20 protein-coding genes are annotated in these 22909 nt (G+C 46.2%); 15 read left to right on the top strand and 5 right to left on the bottom strand.

The window, feature by feature from the left end; all coding sequences use genetic code 11:
- Positions 1 to 49 precede the first annotated feature (49 nt).
- Positions 50 to 787 (top strand): glycosyltransferase family 2 protein, encoded by a 738-nt coding sequence (locus tag ACE3MQ_RS10590; protein WP_379392582.1) that lies wholly within the window; start codon positions 50 to 52, stop codon positions 785 to 787.
- Complete coding sequence (locus tag ACE3MQ_RS10585) at positions 787 to 1503, top strand: glycosyltransferase family 2 protein (protein ID WP_379392581.1); 717 nt, start codon at positions 787 to 789, stop codon at positions 1501 to 1503. The genes ACE3MQ_RS10590 and ACE3MQ_RS10585 overlap by 1 nt, the downstream gene beginning before the upstream one ends.
- 124 nt (positions 1504 to 1627) lie before the next feature.
- On the opposite strand, the gene ACE3MQ_RS10580 is transcribed toward ACE3MQ_RS10585, so the two are convergent.
- Positions 1628 to 2512: a LysR family transcriptional regulator gene (locus tag ACE3MQ_RS10580; RefSeq protein WP_379392580.1), complete on the bottom strand. Its 885-nt coding sequence runs from the start codon at positions 2510 to 2512 to the stop codon at positions 1628 to 1630.
- Positions 2513 to 2636: 124 nt separating this feature from the next.
- Between ACE3MQ_RS10580 and ACE3MQ_RS10575 the strand changes: the two genes are divergently transcribed.
- Positions 2637 to 3827, top strand: coding sequence for a coenzyme F420-0:L-glutamate ligase (locus tag ACE3MQ_RS10575; RefSeq protein WP_379392579.1), 1191 nt, complete (start codon positions 2637 to 2639; stop codon positions 3825 to 3827).
- Between the two features lie 287 nt (positions 3828 to 4114).
- Here the strand turns inward: ACE3MQ_RS10575 and ACE3MQ_RS10570 are convergent, their stop codons facing one another.
- Together ACE3MQ_RS10570 and ACE3MQ_RS10565 are read right to left on the bottom strand one after the other, a co-directional pair.
- Entirely contained in the window at positions 4115 to 5614 is a 1500-nt protein-coding gene (locus ACE3MQ_RS10570) for a malate:quinone oxidoreductase (RefSeq protein WP_379392578.1), read from the bottom strand.
- Between the two features lie 241 nt (positions 5615 to 5855).
- Positions 5856 to 6500: a helix-turn-helix transcriptional regulator gene (locus ACE3MQ_RS10565; protein ID WP_379392577.1), complete on the bottom strand. Its 645-nt coding sequence runs from the start codon at positions 6498 to 6500 to the stop codon at positions 5856 to 5858.
- A 329-nt stretch (positions 6501 to 6829) separates the two neighbouring features.
- Between ACE3MQ_RS10565 and ACE3MQ_RS10560 the strand changes: the two genes are divergently transcribed.
- The 10 genes from ACE3MQ_RS10560 to ACE3MQ_RS10515 all read left to right on the top strand — a co-directional run bounded on the left by ACE3MQ_RS10560 (position 6830) and on the right by ACE3MQ_RS10515 (position 17743).
- Complete coding sequence (locus ACE3MQ_RS10560; RefSeq protein WP_379392576.1) at positions 6830 to 7630, top strand: endonuclease/exonuclease/phosphatase family protein; 801 nt, start codon at positions 6830 to 6832, stop codon at positions 7628 to 7630.
- 7 nt (positions 7631 to 7637) lie between these two features.
- Positions 7638 to 8729: an extracellular solute-binding protein gene (locus ACE3MQ_RS10555; RefSeq protein WP_379392575.1), complete on the top strand. Its 1092-nt coding sequence runs from the start codon at positions 7638 to 7640 to the stop codon at positions 8727 to 8729.
- Positions 8730 to 8834: 105 nt separating this feature from the next.
- On the top strand, positions 8835 to 9845 hold the full coding sequence (locus ACE3MQ_RS10550; protein ID WP_379392574.1) for an ABC transporter ATP-binding protein: 1011 nt from the start codon (positions 8835 to 8837) through the stop codon (positions 9843 to 9845).
- 23 nt (positions 9846 to 9868) lie between these two features.
- A complete protein-coding gene (locus ACE3MQ_RS10545; protein ID WP_379393064.1) occupies positions 9869 to 11566 on the top strand; it encodes an ABC transporter permease in 1698 nt (565 codons plus the stop codon).
- 51 nt (positions 11567 to 11617) lie between these two features.
- The gene (locus ACE3MQ_RS10540) at positions 11618 to 12301 is read left to right on the top strand and encodes an MgtC/SapB family protein (RefSeq protein WP_379392573.1); all 684 of its coding nucleotides are present in this window, start codon (positions 11618 to 11620) and stop codon (positions 12299 to 12301) included.
- A 17-nt stretch (positions 12302 to 12318) separates the two neighbouring features.
- Positions 12319 to 14586, top strand: coding sequence for a glycoside hydrolase family 65 protein (locus ACE3MQ_RS10535; RefSeq protein WP_379392572.1), 2268 nt, complete (start codon positions 12319 to 12321; stop codon positions 14584 to 14586).
- Between the two features lie 49 nt (positions 14587 to 14635).
- A complete protein-coding gene (pgmB, locus tag ACE3MQ_RS10530) occupies positions 14636 to 15319 on the top strand; it encodes a beta-phosphoglucomutase (RefSeq protein WP_379392571.1) in 684 nt (227 codons plus the stop codon).
- A gap of 299 nt (positions 15320 to 15618) precedes the next feature.
- Entirely contained in the window at positions 15619 to 15945 is a 327-nt protein-coding gene (locus ACE3MQ_RS10525; RefSeq protein ID WP_379392570.1) for an autorepressor SdpR family transcription factor, read from the top strand.
- A gap of 230 nt (positions 15946 to 16175) precedes the next feature.
- Positions 16176 to 16718, top strand: a complete 543-nt coding sequence (locus tag ACE3MQ_RS10520; RefSeq protein WP_379392569.1) for a hypothetical protein — start codon at positions 16176 to 16178, stop codon at positions 16716 to 16718.
- Complete coding sequence (locus ACE3MQ_RS10515; RefSeq protein ID WP_379392568.1) at positions 16715 to 17743, top strand: alpha/beta fold hydrolase; 1029 nt, start codon at positions 16715 to 16717, stop codon at positions 17741 to 17743. The genes ACE3MQ_RS10520 and ACE3MQ_RS10515 overlap by 4 nt, the downstream gene beginning before the upstream one ends.
- Before the next feature lie 153 nt (positions 17744 to 17896).
- Here the strand turns inward: ACE3MQ_RS10515 and hprK are convergent, their stop codons facing one another.
- Complete coding sequence (gene hprK, locus ACE3MQ_RS10510; protein WP_379392567.1) at positions 17897 to 18814, bottom strand: HPr(Ser) kinase/phosphatase; 918 nt, start codon at positions 18812 to 18814, stop codon at positions 17897 to 17899.
- A gap of 276 nt (positions 18815 to 19090) precedes the next feature.
- The gene (locus ACE3MQ_RS10505; RefSeq protein ID WP_379392566.1) at positions 19091 to 20221 is read right to left on the bottom strand and encodes a glycoside hydrolase family 88 protein; all 1131 of its coding nucleotides are present in this window, start codon (positions 20219 to 20221) and stop codon (positions 19091 to 19093) included.
- 102 nt (positions 20222 to 20323) lie between these two features.
- Here ACE3MQ_RS10505 and ACE3MQ_RS10500 point away from each other — a divergent pair, with 102 nt between their 5' ends.
- Together ACE3MQ_RS10500 and ACE3MQ_RS10495 are read left to right on the top strand one after the other, a co-directional pair.
- Positions 20324 to 21184 (top strand): AraC family transcriptional regulator, encoded by an 861-nt coding sequence (locus ACE3MQ_RS10500; protein WP_379392565.1) that lies wholly within the window; start codon positions 20324 to 20326, stop codon positions 21182 to 21184.
- A gap of 251 nt (positions 21185 to 21435) precedes the next feature.
- Positions 21436 to 22887, top strand: a complete 1452-nt coding sequence (locus tag ACE3MQ_RS10495; RefSeq protein WP_379392564.1) for a helix-turn-helix domain-containing protein — start codon at positions 21436 to 21438, stop codon at positions 22885 to 22887.
- The last annotated feature ends 22 nt before the right edge of the window (positions 22888 to 22909 follow it).

Raw genomic sequence — 22909 nt, 5'->3', positions numbered from 1 at the left:
ATTGTAAAGTGAGTTACTATTAATCATCACGGATAGGGGGAGCGATGTAATGGGATCCGGCCTAAGAAACTCTATGAAGCAGCAGGGAGTTTCCGTTATTACCTGCACGAATCGCCCGAGCTTTGTAAAGAACCTGTTTAATAATTACATCAGGCAGCGCCATCCGAAGAAGGAACTCATCATTATTGTAAACAACGATAAAATACCACTTGAGCCTTATCAACGTTTAGCTAAAAAAGACCAAAACATACATGTTTTCCGCGTTGCAGGACACGACTCTCTCGGTGCTTGTTTAAACTTTGCCGTCCGTAAAACGAAGTACAGCTACATCGCCAAGTTCGATGATGATGACTATTATGCGCCCTACTATTTAAAAGACAGCCTGCAGGCATTGCAAAGAACAAATGCCGATATTGTAGGAAAAAGGGCACATTATATGTATTTACGCGGATCAAAGACGCTTATCCTTCGTTTCCCACGGGATGAGAACAAACCCGTTACCAAAATTCCAGGCGCTACGCTCTTCATCAAACGGGATGTACTGAACAAGGTGCAGTTTCCTAATAAGAATGTGGGGGAAGACGACCTTTTTTGCATCAGAAGCAAAAAACAGGGGTACAAGGTCTATTCTGCCGGAAGATATAATTTTGTCGCGATACGCCGTAAAAATTCCTCCAGCCATACGTGGATGATCAGCGACAAAGAGCTGCTCTCTCATCACAAAAGAATCCCGAAGGTTCAAAATTACAAAAAATTTGTGCAGCGTACACCGACGGGGGGAAAATAATGGCGAAGTCCGATGCCTCCAACGACCGAAACGCCGTTTCCATAATTACCTGTACGAAACGGAGATACTGCATGGACACGCTTTTCCGTAACTATGCCAGACAAAATTATCAGAATAAAGAGCTTATCGTCATACTCAATCACAAGAATTTGAAAATGAACGACTATCTTAACGCCGCAAAGCCATACAATAACGTAAGAATATACAGCCTGCCGAATCATTCGCTTGGCGGCTGTCTTAACTACGGAGTTAAATTAGCCAAATACAACCATATTGCCAAATTCGATGATGACGATTATTATGCCCCCGGCTATCTCAAAGACAGCATGCAAATATTGCGCAAAACAAACGCCGATATTGTAGGGAAACGAGCCCACTATATGTACCTGAACGGTAAAAAAGTGCTCCTACATCGTTACTATCATATGGCCGATAAATATGTCTCCCTAGTTCAGGGAGCAACTCTTCTAGTAAAACGCCACGTGTTCAAGCAAGTCAGCTTCCCCCATAAAAACCGGGGTGAATGCGTAGAATTTTGTAGCGCCAGCCGGGCAAAGGGCTTCAAGATTTATTCCGGGAACCCCTACAACTTTGTTGCACATCGCCGAAAAAATTCCAAAGACCATACTTGGATCGTAAGCGATAACAAGCTGCTGGATCGAATGGCGAAGGTACTCAAGGTCAAAGACACGAGAAAATTCGTGACTCGAAACTAAAGGTAAGAGCATCCCCTTATTGCGCATATCGGGTGGCAATGCTGTTGTCGTGGACTTCGCCTAAAGCTAAAGCTATCTGTTCCATCGAGAATAGATAGCTTCTTTAAGTAATATCTTGTTATGATCATTTGTTTTCCAAAAGCTCCACAAATTTTGTTGCCGCTGGCGATAGGGGTACGCTTTTAATATAACAAACGCCTATGCTTCTGCTTGGAATCCCTTCTATTAGCCGGACTTCATATAGCAAGCCTTTCGATAAATATTCTTGAGAAAACTCCTTCGTCACACATGCAATTCCTAAGTTGATTTTAGCAAACTCCAATAATAAATCATGCGAGCCTAGTTCAAATTCCGGTGCAATCTTAATTCCTTTAGAGATCATATAGTCTTCTACATATCTACGGGAGTTTGATTTCAATTCCAGAAATATCAATGGAAGCTTTACTAATTCGTGGAGACTCACCGGCTGTGATAAGCTTTCTCTAAACCTCTCCCCATAAACAAATGTATCCTGGATATCAAAACAAGGTCTTACCTCTAATGAGGAATCCTCGATGGGCAGGTTGCAAATAGAAATGTCTACCTCGCCCGATTTTAAAATCGAACAAAGCTCCAACGTTGTCCCATTCACAATGGTAAATTTAATATTCGGATATCTATTATGGAAAGCTTCTAAATATGGAAGCAAAAAATATCTGGAGATCGTATCCCCTACGCCGATTTTTAATTCACCCGCTGTTAAATTTTTAAACTCCAGCATCTTTTCTTCCCCAGTTTGTAGCAAGTTGATCGCAGAATTCGCATATTCAAAAAGAAGGCTGCCTTCATTGGTCAAAGATGCCCCTTTTGGTGTTCGATTGAAAAGCCGTGTATCTAAATCCTTTTCTAATTGCATGATCGCCTGGCTAACCGCCGGCTGTGTCATATATAGCTCTTTGGCTGCCTTGGAAAAGCTTTCGCTTTTCGCAACCTGACTAAAAATTTTATATAAATCTAATTTACTTATCATATAACCATCCTTTATACCCTATATTCGATATATTAATTTAACTTATACCACTCGGCTGATGTATATTACAAGTAGGTGGTTAGATAATGGAAATAAACTTTATCATCCTAAGGAGTTGAATGTATTGGAAAGAGTAGTTGGAACCGTGGTTAGAGGCCTCCGTTGCCCAATCATCAAACGAGGGGATCATATAGAGAATATCGTTGTAGATAGCGTGTTACAAGCCGCTGGAGTTGAAGGCTTTCAAATCCAGGATAAAGATATTGTTTCGATCACAGAGTCCATCGTCGCCCGCGCTCAAGGGAACTATGCGACGGTTGATCATATTGCCAAAGATGTGCAGTCCAAGTTCGGCGATAAGACGGTTGGCGTCATATTCCCGATTTTAAGCCGCAACCGTTTTGCAGTCTGTCTTCGCGGCATTGCAAAAGGCGTTAAAAAGATCGTGCTAATGCTCAGCTATCCATCCGATGAGGTTGGCAATCACTTGGTCGATCTCGACATGCTTGACGAAAAAGGCGTTAATCCTTGGACAGATGTTTTGACGGAAGAACAATTCCGCGGGCTCTTCGGCTATAACAAGCATACGTTTACAGGCATAGATTATATTGATTACTATAAATCATTAGTGGAAGAACAAGGCGCGGAATGCGAGGTCATCTTCTCCAATAACCCAAAAACCATTTTAGAGTACACTAAAAATGTGCTGACTTGTGACATTCATTCTCGTTTTAGAACGGCCAGAATTCTAAAAGCAAATGGCGGAGAGAAAATATATAGCCTGGGCGACATCCTGGCGGAATCCATTGATAACAGCGGATTTAATGAAGAGTACGGTCTGCTCGGATCGAATAAATCTACTGAAGATGAAATCAAGCTCTTTCCGCGCAACTGCCAACCGACTGTCGATAAGATCCAGCAAATTTTCAAAGAAAAGACAGGGAAAAATGTTGAAGTCATGATTTATGGGGACGGTGCATTCAAAGACCCTGTCGGTAAAATATGGGAGTTGGCTGACCCGGTTGTATCACCGGCTTACACATCCGGGCTGAACGGAACACCGAATGAAATCAAGTTGAAATATCTTGCGGATAACAACTTTGCTGATTTAAGCGGCGACGAACTTAAACAGGCCATTTCTGAATACATCAGCAATAAGAATGATGATCTCGTAGGATCGATGGAAGCACAAGGTACCACGCCTAGAAAGCTTACGGATCTCATCGGTTCCCTGTCTGATTTAACCTCAGGAAGCGGGGATAAAGGCACACCTATCGTCTATATCCAAGGCTATTTTGATAACTTCACAAAGTAAACTAATTAGCCCAAAATCCATACTTTGAATCCTCAACTCAAGAGAGACCACCTTGCGACAAAGCAGGTGATCTCTCTTTTTGTTAGAGATAAACAGCGAGGTAGTTCGTTGGCTCCCGCCAGAAATCCGGTATAAATATCAGCCGATTGACTTCTCGCGGTTAACAGCAAGGTGGCAGCTCGGATCATTGCGGCGAGGAGTTTTCTGACTGCGAAAAAACAAGAACCCTTGATCCAAAGATAGATCAAGGGTTCCAGGTTATATCATTAACGATATGCACTTAAAAATTAGTTGTATACGGGTACTTTTTCACTTAGACCAAGCGTCTGTGCTGTTAAAGTCTGAATATCTTGAATAAGTTCTGGGTTTTCTAATAGCGGCACGCCATAAGAAGGAATCATTTCTTTGATTTTCGGCTCCCACGCTTTTATATGCTGCGGGAAGCACTTAGTTAATACCTCAAGCATGACGGAAACGGCGGTAGAAGCACCTGGAGAAGCGCCGAGCAAGGCAGCGATCGATCCATCAGCGGCGCTAATCACTTCCGTACCGAATTGAAGCATCCCTCTGCCGGCATCCGTATCCTTAATCACTTGCACTCGTTGGCCGGCTACCACTAAGCCCCAATCCTCGCTTTTGGCGTCCGGGATAAACTCGCGTAGCTCTTCCATGCGTTTTTCTTTCGATAACATAACTTGCTGGATCAGGTATTTTGTCAATGGAACGTTTTTTGCGCCTGCTGCCAACATCGTTACGAGATTATCCGGCTTTACGGAAGTAATCAAATCAAGCATCGAGCCGGATTTTAAAAACTTTGGTGAAAAACCGGCAAACGGCCCAAACAACAACGACTTTTTATTGTCAATATATCTCGTGTCAAGATGCGGTACAGACATGGGAGGGGCACCTACCTTAGCTTTGCCGTATACTTTGGCATGATGCTGCGCCACCACATCCGGATTATTGCACACCATAAATAGCCCGCTTACCGGAAATCCTCCGATATGTTTTCCTTCAGGAATACCGGACTTCTGCAGTAAATGAAGGCTTCCTCCCCCACCGCCGATAAAGACGAACTTTGCAGTATGGCGCTCGATGCTGCCGCTATCGACATTCCGTACTTTCAATTCCCACGAGCCGTCGTCAGTACGTTTAATATGATCTACGCTATGCTTGTATTTTATATCGACGCTTTTGCTCTCTAAGTGCTCAAACAATATGCGCGTTAAAGCGCCGAAGTTGACATCCGTTCCAGACTCAATTCGTGTTGCCGCTATAGGTTCATTCTCTGGACGGTCTTTCATCATAAGCGGAATCCATTCCATCAGCTTTACCGGGTCATCGGAAAATTCCATCTCTTGAAACAACGGGTTGTTTGATAGCGCTTTAAATCGCTTCTTTAAAAACGATACATCTTGCTCCCCTTGCACAAAACTCATATGAGGCAACGGCGCAATAAAGTCCCGCGGATTAGCGATCAGATTGCTGCTTACAAGATAAGACCAGAACTGCATAGAAGCCTGAAACTGTTCATTAATTTTGATAGCTTTGCTAATATCTACCGTTCCGTCTGATTTCTCGACGGTGTAGTTAAGCTCGCACAGTGCTGCATGTCCCGTTCCCGCATTATTCCATTCGTTAGAGCTTTCCTCTCCTGCATTTGCAAGCTTCTCAAACACTGAAATTTCCCAGTCCGGTACTAATTCTTTCAGCAGCGTCCCCAAAGTTGCACTCATAATTCCGGCACCAATTAAGATAACATCTGTACTAATTTGTCTGTTACTCATTCTTACCGTCCCTTATACCCTAAAATTTGCAGAAAGGATGCGCTCCTGCTAAGGCGTCACAGCAAGCCAGTGCGGAACCTAGTCACACACCTTTTCTGGATCAATTTTATAACCTGACCCTAGTGTATCAATAATTTTGATAGATTAAAATGTTTATTTACAATTATATGATAATTTTAAGCTATTTAGAATCTGGTTTATTACAGTAACGCTTTTATTTGAGTTAAATCAATTTAAAGCTCTAAAGCACTTCGAGCTCTGAGTATCGGTTCCGATACTGCAACGGGGTCATGGACATATATTTTTTGAACTGCCGGCTATAGTAACTCTGGTTGCAGAAGCCGAGCAGCACAGCAATATCCAGAATGCGAAGATCGCTATGAATGAGGAAATATTTCGAATCCTCGATACGGTTTCTATTAATATACTCCACAATGGACATGCCGACTTCTTGCTTGAATAGGCTGGACAAATAATACGGATGCACTTTCACGTTGGCCGCTAGATGCTCAAGCGATAAGTCGCCGAAAGCTTCATCATGAATGTAGGAGATTGTCTTATTGATAATAGAGTTATATGATGGCTTTTTTTCTTTGCGCAGCGTCCAGAAAAAGGAGTGAAGCATCTCGTACTCAAGCTCCTTCAGACCGCCGATCTCGCTGGTCTCCTCGATTTGCCGGATGAATACATCGCTCAAATTGTAAGCATGCTCCGGGTGAACCCCGCCGCTAATGATTGCCCGCGTGAACAAGGTGCAGGTACAGATCAACGAATTTTTCAAAGAACGAATCTGGTCCCGAGCCAGCGTAGCACGATCCTGGCGGTTAATCGCATCGAGGGCTTGGGTTGCCTCGTCCAGCAAACCCTTGGTTAAAGCCTGTAGCATCTTCTGCTCCGAATTGTAGGAAGGGTGTACAAAAAATTCCTGCTTGTTTTTGACGCGTTCTTCCATAAATTTTTTTATAAATTTCTGAGGGACTATATTATTTGTGGCTGCCATATTTCACCCTTTAATTTATACTAAAAATCTTTATTTTTTAACAGCATTATAACCCTTTAACTTATACACTTCAATATGTAACAAAAGTCATTTCGTTCTGAGTAAATAACATTAGGGGGATGTTAGAGGGCGATTTAGGCAGCGCCTTAGGGAGAACATAAGTTAAAGCGGTTGCAACGGAAGCGAAAGTGTCGAAAAACACAGCCGAGGAGGGGATGGTGACAAACATGACGATTTATGAAATGGCGTCCTTCAATATTCGCTTTGACAATCCCGCCGATGGCGAGAACAGCTGGGAGTGCCGCAAGGAGCATGTGCTTGGCATGATGGCGCATTACCGCTGGGATGTCGTCGGATTGCAGGAAGCAAGGGGCAATCAGCTAAGATTTTTGTCCGAATTGGACGATTACGGGACGGAAGGCGCAAGCCGCGATCACGATCCCGAAAGCGAGCATAGTCCGATTTTCTACAAAAAATCGGTGTTTGACAAAGAGGATGGCGGCACCTTCTGGTTGTCGCAAACGCCGGACGTTCCTTCGAAATCCTGGGGCTCGGACTGCATGCGAATTTGCACCTGGGTAAGACTGAAGGACATGAGGAACGGAAAGCGGCTCTTATTCATGAATACCCATTTGGATCATATCAGCGAGGAAGCAAGGTACCGCGGCGCTCTTATGATTCTGGATTGGATCGAACAGTACGCGGTAGGCCTTCCGGTTGTGCTCACAGGAGATTTCAACGCTTCTCCAGAGGAAAGATGTTATAAAGAAATTATAAAGCGCTTAACTGACACCCGAAGGGTGGCGGATGCGAATCACTACGGCCCTTGGGGAACCTTTGCCGATTTCCGTTACGACATTCCGTGGAGTGAATTGAAGGAGATCGATTATATCTTTGCAGATAAGGTAAAGGTGCTGAGAACGAGAGCCGTGACCGACAGTTTTGACCGGAAGTATCCTTCGGATCACTTTCCAATTACAGCCACTTTAGAAATAACTGACCACAAAGGAGACTGACTTCAATATGAAAAAGAAATGGATGCTTTTGACGTTAACTTTAGTACTGTCAATGATCGTAGCAGCTTGTGGCAATAACTCAGGGAATAGCGGCAATGCCGGAGGCTCGAACACGGACTCCGGCGACGGGCAGACGGTTAAAAACGAGAAGCTGATTGTCTACACGAACGCCAACTCGGACGGACGCGGCGAATGGCTGGTCGCTAAAGCGAAGGAAGCCGGCTATGAAATCGAAATCGTGGGAGCCGGCGGTGCCGATCTGACGAACCGACTGATTGCCGAGAAGAATAATCCGGTAGCCGACGTAGTTTACGGTCTGAATAACATGCTGTATGAAAAGCTGAAAAAAGAAGATGTGCTTGTAGAATACGTACCCGCTTGGGCAAAAGATGTAGAGGAAGGCCTAAACGATCCGGAAGGATATTACCACGGCTTGATCAAGCAAGCGATTTTGCTGGGCTACAATCCGGACAGCATCGCGGCGGATCAAGCGCCGAAAGATTGGACAGACCTGTGGAACAATCCTGAGTTCCATGGCAAATATGAGGCGCCGACGCTGCTTGGACAAATTACGCCTCAGCTCGTGGTTGCCGGAATCCTGACTCGCCACATCGACGAGAACGGGGAGCTAGGTATTTCGCAGCAAGGATGGGATGAAGTGAAAAAAATGTACGACAACGGGGTTCCGATGGTTGAAGGAGAAGATCCGTACGCGAACCTGTCCAGCGGCAAAACTCCGCTAGTCACCGTCGTATCCGGCACGCTTAAGAGTAAAACAGAGCAATATGGCGTTGAGGCAGGCACGGTTGCGCCAGAGGTTGGCGTTCCTATGATCGTGGAGCATGCCGCAATTATTAACGGGACAAAGAAATTGGATACAGCAAAGCGGTTCGTTGAATGGTTAGGCACGGCTGAGGTTCAGGGCGAATTCGTGGCGCAATTCGATGCGATGCCGGCTAATATGAACGCTGTGGCGCAGGCAAACGACGAGGTGAAGAATCTGTATTCGGCGCTGAAGCCGCAGCAGTTCGATTGGGGCTTCCTCTCGAACAATGTTGAGCAATGGGTCGAAAAGATCGAATTAGAAATCAAGAAATAAGACCTAAAACATAATCGACGGTTCGACAGCAGACTGCATGTTAAAGATGGCCGATATGCAGTCTGCTGATTTTCATCCACAAAAATTCATAAACAAGGGGTAAACATGATCACATTCAAGGATATCCAGATTAAATTCGGCGATTTCCATGCCATCAAGAATTTAAATTTAAACATTAAAGAGGGTGAATTCTTCACCTTTCTAGGGCCGTCGGGCTGCGGTAAAACGACGATTCTGCGCAGCCTGGTCGGCTTTATCCAGCCGACGGACGGACAAATCTTCTTAAAGGACAAAGACATCACGAATGTCTCAATCGAAAAACGGGAAATCGGCATGGTGTTTCAAAGCTACGCATTGTTTCCAACGTTGGACGTTTACGAGAATATCGCATTCGGCTTGAAGGTCAAGAAAATGCCCAAGGCGGACATCGATCGAATGGTCAGGGAAATTGCGGGCAAGGTAGACTTGAACGACGAACAGCTCGCCAAGAAAGTATCGGAGCTGTCGGGCGGCCAACAGCAGCGCGTGGCCATCGCCAGGGCGCTGGTGCTCAAGCCTAGCATCCTTGCGTTGGATGAGCCGCTATCCAACCTCGATGCCAAGCTGCGGGTACAATTGCGCAACGAGCTTAAGGACTTGCAGAAAAAGTTTGGCATCACGACGATCTACGTTACGCATGACCAGGAGGAAGCGCTGACGTTGTCCGATCGCATCGCGGTGTTTAATAAGGGCGTCATTGAGCAGGTAGGCACGCCTCGCGAAATTTATAATGAATCCAGAACCGAGTTTGTATGCAATTTTATCGGTGACATTAATTTGATTGCTCCGTCCATTATCGAGAACAGCGATTTGAAAAACCATGTGGATCCCCACAAGAAATCGTATATTCGCAATGAGAAGGTAAATCTCTCTCCCGTGGCCCAAAGAGCAGATACCGTTCGGCTTAAAGGCAAAATCGTCGATCAGGAGTTTTATGGCCTGTACACCAAGTATACCATCGAGGTGATCGGAGGCGGGCTGCTGAAAACCCTGGAAACGGAGAGCGGATCGGCACAGCCCGGCGTAGGAGACGAGATCGACGTGTACATCAATGCCAATGATATTCTTCAGTACTAGGGGGTGACATTCGTTTGTTTGCAATGAAAAATAAAGGCCGACTGCCGATGCGACCGACCGCTATGATCATGTACGGGCTGATCGCCTGGTTTGTCATAGCCTTTCTGATCTATCCCAACCTGAATATTTATTATGAAATCTTTTTTTCCGGCGGAAAATTTTCTTTCGATGCTGTCGAAAAGCTGCTTCGATCGGAACGGGCGATGAAGAGCTTGTACAACAGCTTCCTGCTGGCATGCTCCCTGGTTGTCACCGTTAATATTGTAGGCATCTTTCTCGTTCTCGTCGTGGAATATTTCAAGGTCAAAGGTGCGAAGCTGCTAAGGCTTGGTTACTTTACTACCTTGATCTACAGCGGTGTCGTTCTAGTCTCGGGCTATAAACTGATTTATGGAGAAACCGGGTTTATGACGAAAGTGCTGTCGGCCATATTCCCGTCCTTCGACACGACATGGTTTCACGGCTACTGGGCAGTTCTGTTCGTCATGACGTTCGCCTGTACGTCCAATCACGTTCTCTTCCTGAGCAACGCGATCCGGAAGGTTGATTATCAAACGGTCGAAGCCGCGAGAAACATGGGCGCCTCTACCTTCTACATTTTATGGCGTGTCGTGCTCCCGGTTCTGAAGCCCACCATATACGCACTCACCATTCTGGTGTTCCTGACGGGGCTTGCGGCAACATCTGCTCCGCTTATCTTGGGTGGAACCGAATTCCAGACGATCACGCCGATGATTTTGACTTTTTCCAAGAGCGTAACCTCGCGGAATTTAGCCGCACTGCTGGCGCTTATTTTGGGTATCGCGACTTTGATCCTGCTGTCGATCATGATTCGTTTCGAGCGTAAAGGCAATTTCATGTCGGTATCGAAGGTGAAGGCGGATCTGGTCAAGCAAAAAATCAATCATAAGCTCGGCAATATTATCGTTCATGCCATCGCTTATTTCCTGTTCCTGATTTATGTCATTCCGGTTATTCTGATCGTGCTGTTCTCATTCACGGATGCACAGAGCATCTATTCGGGAACGCTGTCGCTCAGCAGCTTTAGCCTGGACAACTATATACGGGTATTCTCCAGCTTGTCGGCGTTCAAGCCTTACCTGGTCAGCATATGCTACGGGGCGGCGGCTTCAGTTACTGTGGTAGCCATTGCGTTGATGGCCTCCCGGATTTTGCATAAATACCGAAATGCCTGGTCCACGATGCTGGAGTATGCGCTTCTCATTCCCTGGATATTGCCTTCCACGCTGATCGCCATCGGACTGATTGTTACGTTCGGGGTACCTAGATGGATTGTCGGAAATTCCGTGCTCGTTGGCACGGTCTGGATGCTGTTCTTAGCGTATGTCATCGTGCATATTCCGTTTACGCTTCGGATGGTGAAGGCCTCCTTCTTCAGCATAGACAGCAACTTGGAGGATGCGGCCCGCAACTTGGGAGCCAAACCGTTCTATACGTTCCGAAGAGTACTGCTCCCTATCATTCTTCCGTCCACATTGGCCGTACTCGCCTTGAACTTCAACGGGATATTGGCCGATTACGACGTGACGGTGTTCCTGTACCATCCATTGTTTGAGCCACTCGGAATCGTGGTCAAGAACAGCACCGATCCGCAGGCTTTGGGTGACGCCAAGGCTCTCACTTTGGTCTATACGGTTATTCTTATGATCATGTCCGGTTTAACGCTATATTTTGTGTATGGAAGAAAAAGCAGAAGCTAGAGTCATACATCATGTCACAGGCTCCGCCCTTTGAAAGGAAGATCCCATGGAATGGTTAACAATGAACTGTTTATAAAGCTGGGCCTGGCAGCTCTGCTCGGCTTTATTATCGGATTGGAGCGCGAGATTAAGAGAAAGCCGCTGGGCTTGAAGACGAGCTCCGTCATCGCGATCATTAGCTGCTTGCTTACAATCGTCTCCATGGAGTCCGCCTACCTGGCGACCAGAAGTGAGCATGATATCACTATCCAAATGGATCCGCTCCGGCTTGCCGCGCAAATCGTTTCGGGAATCGGCTTTCTAGGGGCCGGTGTCATTCTGAGGCGGGGCAACGACCATATCTCGGGCTTGACGACAGCCGCAATGATCTGGGGCGCCGCCGGAATCGGCATTGCCGTTGGAGCGGGCTTCTTTATAGAAGCGATCATGGTGGTCGTGCTGCTGATCGTCAGTGTAGAGCTGATTCCCTTCTTGCTGGAGAGGCCGATGAAGCGGCTGGGGAACGAGCATCTGATTCTAATCACGGTCGACAAGCCGTCCAGCCTGGAGCAAATCATCGATAATATCCAATCGCAGAAAATCCGGATTTCACATTCACGGATAAAAGATATTAAAAAGGACGCTGTCCATTTACTTGAGCTTCGGACAAAAGTGAGCTCTAACAAATCGATTACGAATTTATACCACACCATTTCCGGTATGGAAGGGGTCGTATCGATCGAAATTTCGAATTAGGAAGGAATTCAGTATACATGTCTTGGATCATTCAATCCAATCAGCCAGATCAAGCAAGCTTGTTTCAAGAGGAGAGCCTTTATTTTACGGGAAACGGTTATTTGGGCGTGCGCGGAAACCTTGAGGAAAATGACAGTCTTCCCAATACGTCCGGCACGATTCGCGGAACATATTTGAACGCGTTCCACGATATTACTAGCATCGCGTACGGGGAAAAATTAAACGCGTTTCCCGAAACCCAGCAGAAGCTCGTTAATGTCATGGATGCGCAGACCGTGCTGATTTATTTCGGCGAAGAGGGCTGTAGGGAGCGGTTTGCACTGGACGAAGGCGAGATAATAGAATACCGCCGTATTCTTCATATGGATAAAGGATATGCGGAAAGGTATGTGCATTGGAGATCGCCGCAGGGCAAGGAAATCAAGCTGCGCTTCAAGCGCATCGTCTCCTTCCGCGACAAGGAACTGTTTGTTCAGGAAATTTCATTAGAGCCCGTAAATTATTTCGGAGCCGTAACCGTCGTGTCGGTATTGCGGGGCGACGTATCGAACTTTGCCGATCCAAACGATCCGAGGGTCGGTTCCGATCATGTCAAGCTGCTGCGGGTCACGGCGGCGGAGGCGGAAGGCAGCAGAGCCGGGATAGAGATGGAAACACTGCGCTCCAAGCTTCGCGCCGCTTGTGTTTCTACATGCCGGGTCAATCAGGGCGGAAGGCAGCATATCACCCGAACAGATGAGCGTATCGAGACAGTGCTTGCTTTCGAGTTGAGGGAGAAGGTCGTCTTAACGAAGGTTAATATCTTCACCGATTCGCTCCGGCATGGAGAGGCACCTCTGCAAGCCGCCTACGAACTGAGCCTTAAATTGTCCAGCCTGTCCTTCCAGGAGGTCGCGGAAGGCCAACGCAGCTACCTGGACGAATTCTGGCGCCAGGCGGACGTTCGAATCGGAGGAGATCCGGCCCTTCAGGAAGGCATCCGCTTTAATCTGTTCCACTTGCTTCAATCGGCAGGCCGCGACCGCCATTCGAATATAGCAGCGAAGGGCTTGTCGGGCGAAGGGTATGAAGGCCATTATTTTTGGGACACCGAAATTTATATGCTGCCTGTCTTTTTGATGACGAACCCGGAGCGTGCTAAGTCGCTGCTTCTTTATCGCTATTCGATATTGGACGGCGCACGGGCTCGCGCACGGGAAATGGGCCACGGTCAAGGCGCGTTGTTCCCGTGGCGAACCATATCGGGCGGAGAGTGCTCATCCTACTTTCCGGCTGGCACCGCCCAATACCATATCAGCGCGGACATCGCTTACAGCTTTGTTCAATATTATTTGGTCACTGGAGACTTTGAATTTATCGAGCGCTATGGAGCAGAGCTTCTGATTGAGACGGCCCGCCTGTGGATCGATACGGGCCATTACCACGATGGAAAATTCAAGATCGACGCGGTAACTGGACCGGACGAATATACGGCGATCGTCAACAACAACTATTACACAAATGTGATGGCTAAATATAATTTGAAGTGGGCCGCCCGCACGGTGGCGGAAATGAAGGAGCGCGCTCCCGAGGCGTTAGCCGAATTGGCTGGAAAAATCGGACTGAAGGAAGAAGAAATCGACGAGTGGCTGAAAGCCGCGGAACAGATGTATTTGCCTTATGAATCGGCACTCCATATCAATCCTCAGGACGACGCCTTTTTGCAAAAGCGAGTTTGGGACTTCGCCGGAACGCCGACGGATCACTACCCGCTCCTGCTGCATTATCATCCACTGACGTTATACCGTTATCAAGTTTGCAAGCAAGCTGATACGGTGCTCGCGCACTTCCTGCTGGAGGACGAACAGGATGAATCGGTCATCCGGGCCTCCTATCACTATTATGAGAAAATAACGACGCACGATTCCTCACTGTCTTCCTGCGTCTTCAGTATTATGGCCGCAAAGATCGGAGAGCTTGACAAGGCGTATGATTACTTTATCGAAACGGCGAGGCTGGATCTGGACAATACGCATGGAAATACGAAGGACGGCCTCCATATGGCCAACATGGGCGGAACCTGGATGGCGATCGTGTTTGGTTTCGCTGGACTGCGCATTAAGGACAGCGGCTTGTCGCTCGCGCCGGTTCTCCCTAAGCAATGGGATTCTTATTCGTTCACGATTCTATATTTGGGAAGACGCTTGTTAATCAGCGTGGATCAAAACGAACCGAAGGTCACCTTGCTGTCGGGTGACGAATTGACGATCCGTATTTTCGGACGGGAAGTGCGTTTGACTTCATAAAGCAACAGCCCGTCAGCTTGATGGGATGAATAAGGGGAGGAAGCAAATTATGGCCGACAAGCCAATCGAAGCGGTTGTGTTTGATTTGGACGGCGTCATTACGGATACGGCTCATTTTCATTATGTAGCGTGGAAGAAGCTGGCTGAACAACTGGGCATAACCATTGACGAGGCCTTCAACGAACAGCTGAAGGGCGTTAGCCGACTGGATTCTTTGGAGCTAATTTTGCGTAAGGGGAAGCAGAAGTACGAATATACCGAGATGGAAAAGGAACGGATGGCGGATGAGAAAAACGCTCATTACTGTCAATTGCTGACGCAATTAACGCCGAACGACATCCTGCCCGATATTCCAGAATTGATCACTTCGATCAAAGAGGAAGGCATCCCGATCGGTCTTGCTTCGGTATCCAAAAACGCAACAACCGTGCTGCGATCCTTGCGCTTGGAAGGTACGTTCGATTACATCGCGGACGCCGCGCGAATTAAGCGATCCAAGCCGGATCCTGAAATCTTTTTGACCGCGTGCGCTGGATTGGGAGCCGACCCTCGGCACTCGATCGGCATTGAGGATGCGGCCGCGGGCATCCTGGCGATTAAAGCAAGCGGCATGTTCGCCGTGGGAGTCGGCCCCTCTCTATCCGGTGCCGACTATCTGGTGGAATCGACCGATCGATTGCGCTGGGATGAGATCAAGTCGTCGTATTTAATGCATACCGCGATCAACCATTAACCGACTATTGTCTTCGTCAATAGTCCCGGCTTTCCGCTGTTTGAAGCGGATGGCGAGGCGAAGCCCCTTCTGCTGTTAAATCAGCAGAAGGGGCTTTTGATTCCATTTACCAAGCCCGCCGATCAGTTTGGTTAAAGTCGATCGAAGGTATTCAATGAAAACTGCTAATAATCCGCCATATTAGCTTGCACAATTTGAATGCAATATCCGAATAATTGCTTAACACTTGATCTATTTTGAATTATATGGTTATATTTAAGTAATCACTTAAATACTTAAATATAAGCAGGTGATAAGCCTTGTTCAATAACACTGTATATAAAGCGCTGTCTGATGAAAATCGCAGAAAGATACTGGACATTCTTCTCGACGGGGATCGAACTGCCGGGGAAATCGCTGAGCATTTTGAGATGAGCAAGGCCGGCATCTCCCAGCACCTAACCGTGCTTAAAAATGCCAAGCTCGTCTATACAGAAAAACATGGTCAATACGTCATTTACTCTCTCAATACGACGGTATTTCAAGACGTTCTAAAGTGGCTGCTCAAATTCAATAAGAAGCAAGAGACGGCGTCCACACCTCGAGAAGCAGAACGAAGGGATGTAAAGGGCTATGACCCAACGTGACATTGGAGGGTGAGCTGTCGGGGGAATGGAGTGGATATCCAAGGTGCGGTCATATGATTCGCCTAAAGATTGGGAACAGCATCTCAACCTCTATTCCCGCCACCGGTTTCTTCAGAAAATACTGTCACATTTACATAATTTTTACTCATTCTGAGATGGTCGATGGTTGGAAATCTAAGAACGAGTGAGAAAGCGTAAGAAAACATTAAATTATAGTGGGAGGAATCATAATGCAATTCATTTCTATGTGGTTACTATTTACTATCGCTACTCTGTCAGGGTTCTTTTACTATGCAGCTACAGCGGACTTCATCACTGCTTTTCTACACCCACTTACGATGCTTCTCATTATCGCTAACGCCATCATTCTTCCACGCCTACAAAGCCTGAAACCCTATTACGAGCGTTTCAAAAGTGGTATCTTCACCATTTTCATTACGCTTCTGTTCATCATTCTTGTCGTCCACGTCGCAGTAATTGCCTTTCAATCTGGATACACCTTCGATTTGTTCATTATCGTGCCATTGTGCGTTGGCACCGTTTTAATTATCACCGGTAACACGCTGCAACGCTTTAGATTGCCAGATAATTCAACTGTCAATCGCATCTGGAACCAATGCATCCGTCCGTTTTCAAGGATTCTCGTCATCAGCGGCGCCGTTATGATACTCACTATATTCTCCCCGGGGATGATGACAATCTTCTTCATCATACTTGGCGTTATGATCCTAGCATTAATGATCAGCTTTTCCAAAGGGGTGAAAACTTTATGAAAAAGGTAAAGAAAACAATTATCGTTTCCGTTTCAGTCTTACTGTTACTTTGTTCTATGCTTATTGCAATTGGCGCATTATACGAACAGTACACACTCAGGAATATCTTTCAAGACTATCCGCCACCAGGTGAACGGTTTGATATTGGCGGTCGTTTCCTCCACGCCAACGTTCAAGGTGATAAGTCTGATGAAACACCTACTGTCGTCATAGAAGCCGGAACCGGTAGTTGGTCAGAGGATTGGAAAATCGTTCAGCAGCAGCTATCTAAAGACGTGCAAGTCGTCACCTATGATCGGGCCGGATATGGTTGGAGTGACCCCTCTTCAGAGCCGTTAAGTTCAGAACAACTCACCTCCGACTTGCATGCGCTTCTCGAAGAGGTGGGTGTCGATACACCGATTATACTCGTCGCCCACTCTTCTGGCGGAATTTATTCACGTATGTATATAGAGCACTATCCTAAAGATGTCATGGGACTCATCCTAGTCGATGCCCGGCACGAAGGCTTTTCCGAGCAATTTTCTGAATATACTGAGGCCATGCTCGCAGCCGAAACTCAAAAATGGAACAGCTTTCTTGCACGCATCGGTGCAATCCGGTTAATGAACGGCATATTTGCCCCTGATCACCTTCCGGAACAGTTTGACACCGATGTCTACATGAATGTTTTATGGGATAGACACTTCTTCGATATAATTACTGAAGAGGTTGGCAACATGCGCCGTTTTGAACGCGAGCTTTCGCCGCTTCCCGAAGGTATACCGATAACTGTCATTACACCGGACACCCATTATATGAACGCCGTTGAACTCGGATTTTCTAAGGATGATGAACTCCTATTACAACAAGGATGGTACGACCATCAACAGGCCTTTGCTGCCGAGCGCCATGTAATAGCTGAAAATAGTACCCATAACGTTATGTTTGACCGACCAGAACTGATTGTTGAGGAAACGCTCCGCATGATTAAGACTATACAAAAAGAAAAAAACTGGATAGGGATGGGAAAACCCCAAAACTAAGTCCTTTCGCGAATGGCAGAGCCTACGATATAGGGATCGTTGCTTAGCGGGCACAATTGTAAAAATAAAATTAAAAAGAGGGCTGTCAGAAGTCAGTTTTCACTGACTTTCTGGACAGCCCCTTCTTAGGTTGAAAATATGCTTAGAGTACTCTTACGACTGCATTTCGTCTTCGATTCGCTTCATGAACTCTTCAGCGGCACTGTAGCCGAGCTGCTTGAGATACCAATTGTTAGCCGCCGCCTCAATCAGACCCGCCACGTCACGTCCCGGCTGAAGCTGGACTTCGATATGTGGAATCTTAACGCCAAGATATTCTGTGAACTGAGGTACCACTTCCAGCTCATTGTTCAGAGAATCCTCCTGCCATGGAGATAATTCAATGTCGAGCACAATTCGCGTCTCGTCCTGAAAGGCCCTGCGCCCGTATTGGCGTACCACATTAATCAGGCCGACACTGCGCAGCGCGAGAAACTCCCTTGTTGTTTCGTTATGTGTCCCGAGAAGAGTCGTTGGGCCGAGCTTCTTAAGCACCACAATATCATCCGCCACGAACCGGTGGCCTCTTCGGATGAGCGTGTGGGCTGTTTCGCTTTTGCCGATCCCGGATTTGCCCCGGAGCAGGATGCCTATGCCCGATACATTCACACATACTCCATGGATCGATATCTCCGGCGCAAGTGCCTTGATCAGATAGCTATCCAGCTTGGCGATAAACTCCGTCGTCGTCTCCGTTGTCCGCAGCAGCGGAATCCCCTCCTGTTCGCAGAACAGGATCAAATATGGGATTTCCTGCTGCCCCGACGTTACAATAAAGCATGGCGGATGATATTTGACGATGTTTCCGATATGCAGCTTGCGTTCCTCTACGCTAAGCGTTAATAGATAGGTAATTTCTTTGCGGCCGAGCACCTGAACCCGGTTCATAGGAAAAAAATCAAAATATCCGACAAACTCCAGCCCAGGTCTATGCGTCCGTGGACGGGTAACTTCGCGATCCATGTGGTTGGCTCCGGCAAGAACTTCCAATTGGAACGTTTCCTTAAGTTTTTGAACAGTGATCGTCTTCATGTTGTACTCCTCCTGCGGCTATGGCGCCCTGAACACGCCTGATATTCAATAACACCGATTTGGGATATATTCAACATCCAGTATGCTTGTTCCTGCAAATTATATGTCTTCAGAAGGAACTTGAGTCTCCATTGCCCCCTCTTCACTCCCTCTTCTTCAACAACAAATTATATGTCATCTACAGAAGTGTGCATTATTTCATCTATCAACAAAATCGATTAGCAGGAATAAAAAATAGCAGACCCGCTAAAAGACGGAACCTGCTATTTTTGTTGCTTAGAAGCTAAATATACGATTTTTCCAGCCGTTCAACTTAGCAAAAGCTTCAACAAAATAATAATCACCATAAATTAAAGAAACGTTAATATTGCTGTTTGCTGGCTTGTGGCCAGTACCACCTATCAAGATGGCTTCATGCCCTGGCTGATCCCAGGTTGCATAATGCTCGCTTAACGCATACAGCATCCGTTCGGCAGCGGATAGGTAAATGCGCTTCTCATGCTCATCCAAATGCTCTGCAAGCTCCATTAAGCCTGATGCAGCGATAGCAGCAGCAGAGGAATCGCGAGGCTCGCCCTCAAGGGTCGGCAATCTAAAGTCCCAATAAGGAATAGAGTCATCAGGCAGTGCGGTAATAAAGTGATGGGCGACACGTTTTGCAGCAGTTAAATATTTGTGATCCCCGAAATGTCTGTAGGCTAAAGATAAACCATAGAGCGCCCAAGCATTCCCTCTGCTCCATGCAGAAGTAGGTGAATAGCCTTGTCCGCCTATTTGCTCTATAAATTCGCCTGTCTGTGGATCAAAAGAAAGAACATGACAGGATGAACCATCATCGCGAATGCCATATTTCAAGAAAGTATCTGTATGCTTCATCGCAACATGTTGATAGCGCGGGTCTCCTGTCGTTTTCGTCGCCCAAGTTAGAAGCGGTATATTCAGTAAACAGTCGATAATAGCCCAGCCCCGATAATCAACGCCATCTTCAACATTCCAAGCACGAATAAATTCGCCTGCTGCATTATAACGGCCCATTAAAAAATTTGCGGCCTTTAATCCAATTCTTAACGCTTCTTGATCACCTGTCCATTCATACTTGCATACCGCTGTCGGTAAAAATTGAAATCCCACATCATGATGAAGTTCCACGGGATAATCCTCAAAGCAAAGGTTAAGCTTGTGATCCCAGTCCCAGGCAGCAGCTTTGTAAACTTCATCTCCCGTATAGTCGTACATCACCCACAGCAGCCCAGGCCAAAAGCCGGAAGTCCACCAATCGTGGGCATTATCATCATATTTTCCGTCTGCACCTGCGACGTGCGGTGATTTTTCTCCAATTAATGTGATCATACGCTTTACTTTTGCATCCAGTTTTCGCATCATTTCTTCTTTATATGCAATATCCATTTCGTCACTCTCCTCTAATTTTTATTATAATGTCTGACAAGACGCCGAAATTGCAGTACAATGATTAAAAATGTTCCCCTATTAACTTTCGGAGGAGTAATTTTGAGAACGTTATATCAGCATTTTAATTTCACGCAGCAACCCTTTATTTGGTCATATGAAAATTGTACGACAAGCGATTTTCATGGGTATTATCATTGGCATAGGGGTTTTGAATGGTTAATTATTGAAGAGGGCAAAGGGAACGTTGTAGTCAATCAGCAGACATACCCTATAAAACCTGGTATGGTGTTCTTCTTCCTGCCTCATCAACTGCATAATGTCCACGTTCGGGTAAGTGAAAGCAGCCCATATGTACGTACAACGATTCATTTAGAGCCTTCTGCCATTGCTTCCTATTTGAACAGCTTCACCGTTCTCAAGGATCTCTTTACACGAGTAGAAAAAGGACTCATTAGACAGCAAGCAGTATCATTAAACGAAAGCATGCTTGAGGCTGTCAGGAGCACCTGTAGTGATTTCGACAGATATAGCAAATTCAGACCTTCGATAGCAGCCAACGAACAGCTTGGCTTATTTATGTTAAGAATGCTGACGATTTTAAAAAATGATTTAATTCCAAATGAGGGGCAGAAAAGCCAGCGAAGAATTACCGTTTCAGAAAAAGTTATGGATTGGATTGAAACGCATTATATGGAATCGTTTGAATTAGATAGGCTTGCGGCAGACTTGCATTTATCGAAGGGGTATTTATCTCGAATATTTCGTGAGGAAACAGGCACGAGCATTACTGGGTATCTCACTGTCCGAAGATTGCAGCAAGCATGCATCCTGCTCCAAACCTCGAACCAATCGATTGAAATCATCGGCGAAAAGGTAGGCCTGCCTAATGTTTCTTACTTTATTAAGCTATTCAAAAAATCGATGGGCATTTCCCCTCACCAATATCGTTTAAAGCTATAACTTCCCCGTTCTTGATATATCGATTGATTAAAACTCCAAAGCCCGTTACGATTAATTATAAGGATACTTGTCCAAGGACTTATCTTTTAAAATAAAAAAAGTACATTGACTGTAAGCCGCGTGAAACGGGAATCCTTGAACGTTTTACGGGGCTATTTATAAATACGCACATTCCGTCCCATACTTAGGTCTATCAACTTGTGAAACGACTGACATCTAGCCGATCTTTCAGGAAAGGAGAGAACAGACGCATGGAGAAGGAGTTTATATTGACACAAAAGCTGTTGACCCTGCTCGATTCTGAATATCGATGGTTTACCTTGGCCGAGATTGAAGAGCAGATTGGCGTATCAGACAAAACGATCCGTAAAATTATTGACGAAACCAAGGAGGAGCTTCCTCCTTCGATGTATATTGAGATTTCCCGAGGAAAAGGCGTTATTCTCCATTATGAGAAAAGGAATGTGGCGATCGGCGAAGTCATTTCATCCATGTACAGACAGAGAACCTTATATCAACTGCTCGATTTGCTATTCGCCGAGGGGGGACGCAACTCACTGGAAGAGTTGGCCGACAAGCTGTATATGAGCTCTTCATCGCTGAAAAAGCTGATTATCCGGTTAAACAACTATGAGTTGAAGCGATACAATTTGCGCATCGCGTATTCCATGCCTGAGGTCAAAGGCAGTGAAATTAATATCCGTTATTTTTACTGGAAATTGTATTACGATGCCTACGAATTTTCCGGCTGGCCGTTCCCCGGCATAGACCAGGCTCAAATCCACGAATACATCACGGCAGTCGAGTCGGAGAATGATATCGTGTATTTCCTCAAAGCCAAGCGAAGTTTGTCCTTTCTGGCAGCCATCATTATGACGAGGGTACTGCAGGGCAAATATGCAGACGTTCCCAGAGGTCAATACGACTGGGAGAGCAGCATGCTCCATTCATCCGTTACCGCATTGGCCCGAGCGCTTGAGCAGCAGTATTCCATTCATTTGCCGATGGACGAAATCCGGTTCTTACAGGCTATGTTCAGTTTAGGCCAATACAACTATTATGATGAAGCGAAAGTCAGTACGATGATAGCGATGGAGAAAACCAATCTCGTGCAGATCCAAGAGGAAAAATATCAAATCGTCAATCACTTTCTCATGCTTGCGCTTGCCGCTTTCCCTGCCATTGATATGAATGACCGGTTCATCTGGGAAATCGGAGAATTCTTCGAAAAGCTGCGGCTGGAAAATGCGCTTCCCGATATAATCGCGGTCTCGACAAGCAGCCTGACAGAATATGTCCAAAGAGGATGCAGTCCCATGTATCAGAGAGTCAAGAGCTGCATGCAGGAATGGAGGCAGTCGTATCCCGGTATTTTGTATAACGACTATCATCTGACCAAGCTGACGTTATTGATCATCTCCAGCATGCGCTATAACAGCAAAAGGGCCTTTCTGCTGATCGGCGAGGAATTCTCCATCCGCCATTACGTCGCCAAGCTTATCAAGAATGAAATCGGTGACGAATTGATCATCAACACCTCCATTTTGGAAGGTCTTACTGATGAGATGATTCAGAAGCACGGCATCGATTTTGTGATCAGCACATTTCCCGTTGAGCTGAATTCGGTACCGGTAGTCATCATTTCAACGATACCGACCAAGCGGGATCTGGAAAATATCCGCAAGGAACTAATGCAGCCATGAGACCTCATGGTTGCATTTTTCC

This window comes from Paenibacillus lentus (assembly GCF_042714055.1).
GTDB lineage: Bacteria > Bacillota > Bacilli > Paenibacillales > Paenibacillaceae > Fontibacillus > Fontibacillus lentus_A.
This window is presented reverse-complemented; position numbering and strand designations above follow the sequence as displayed.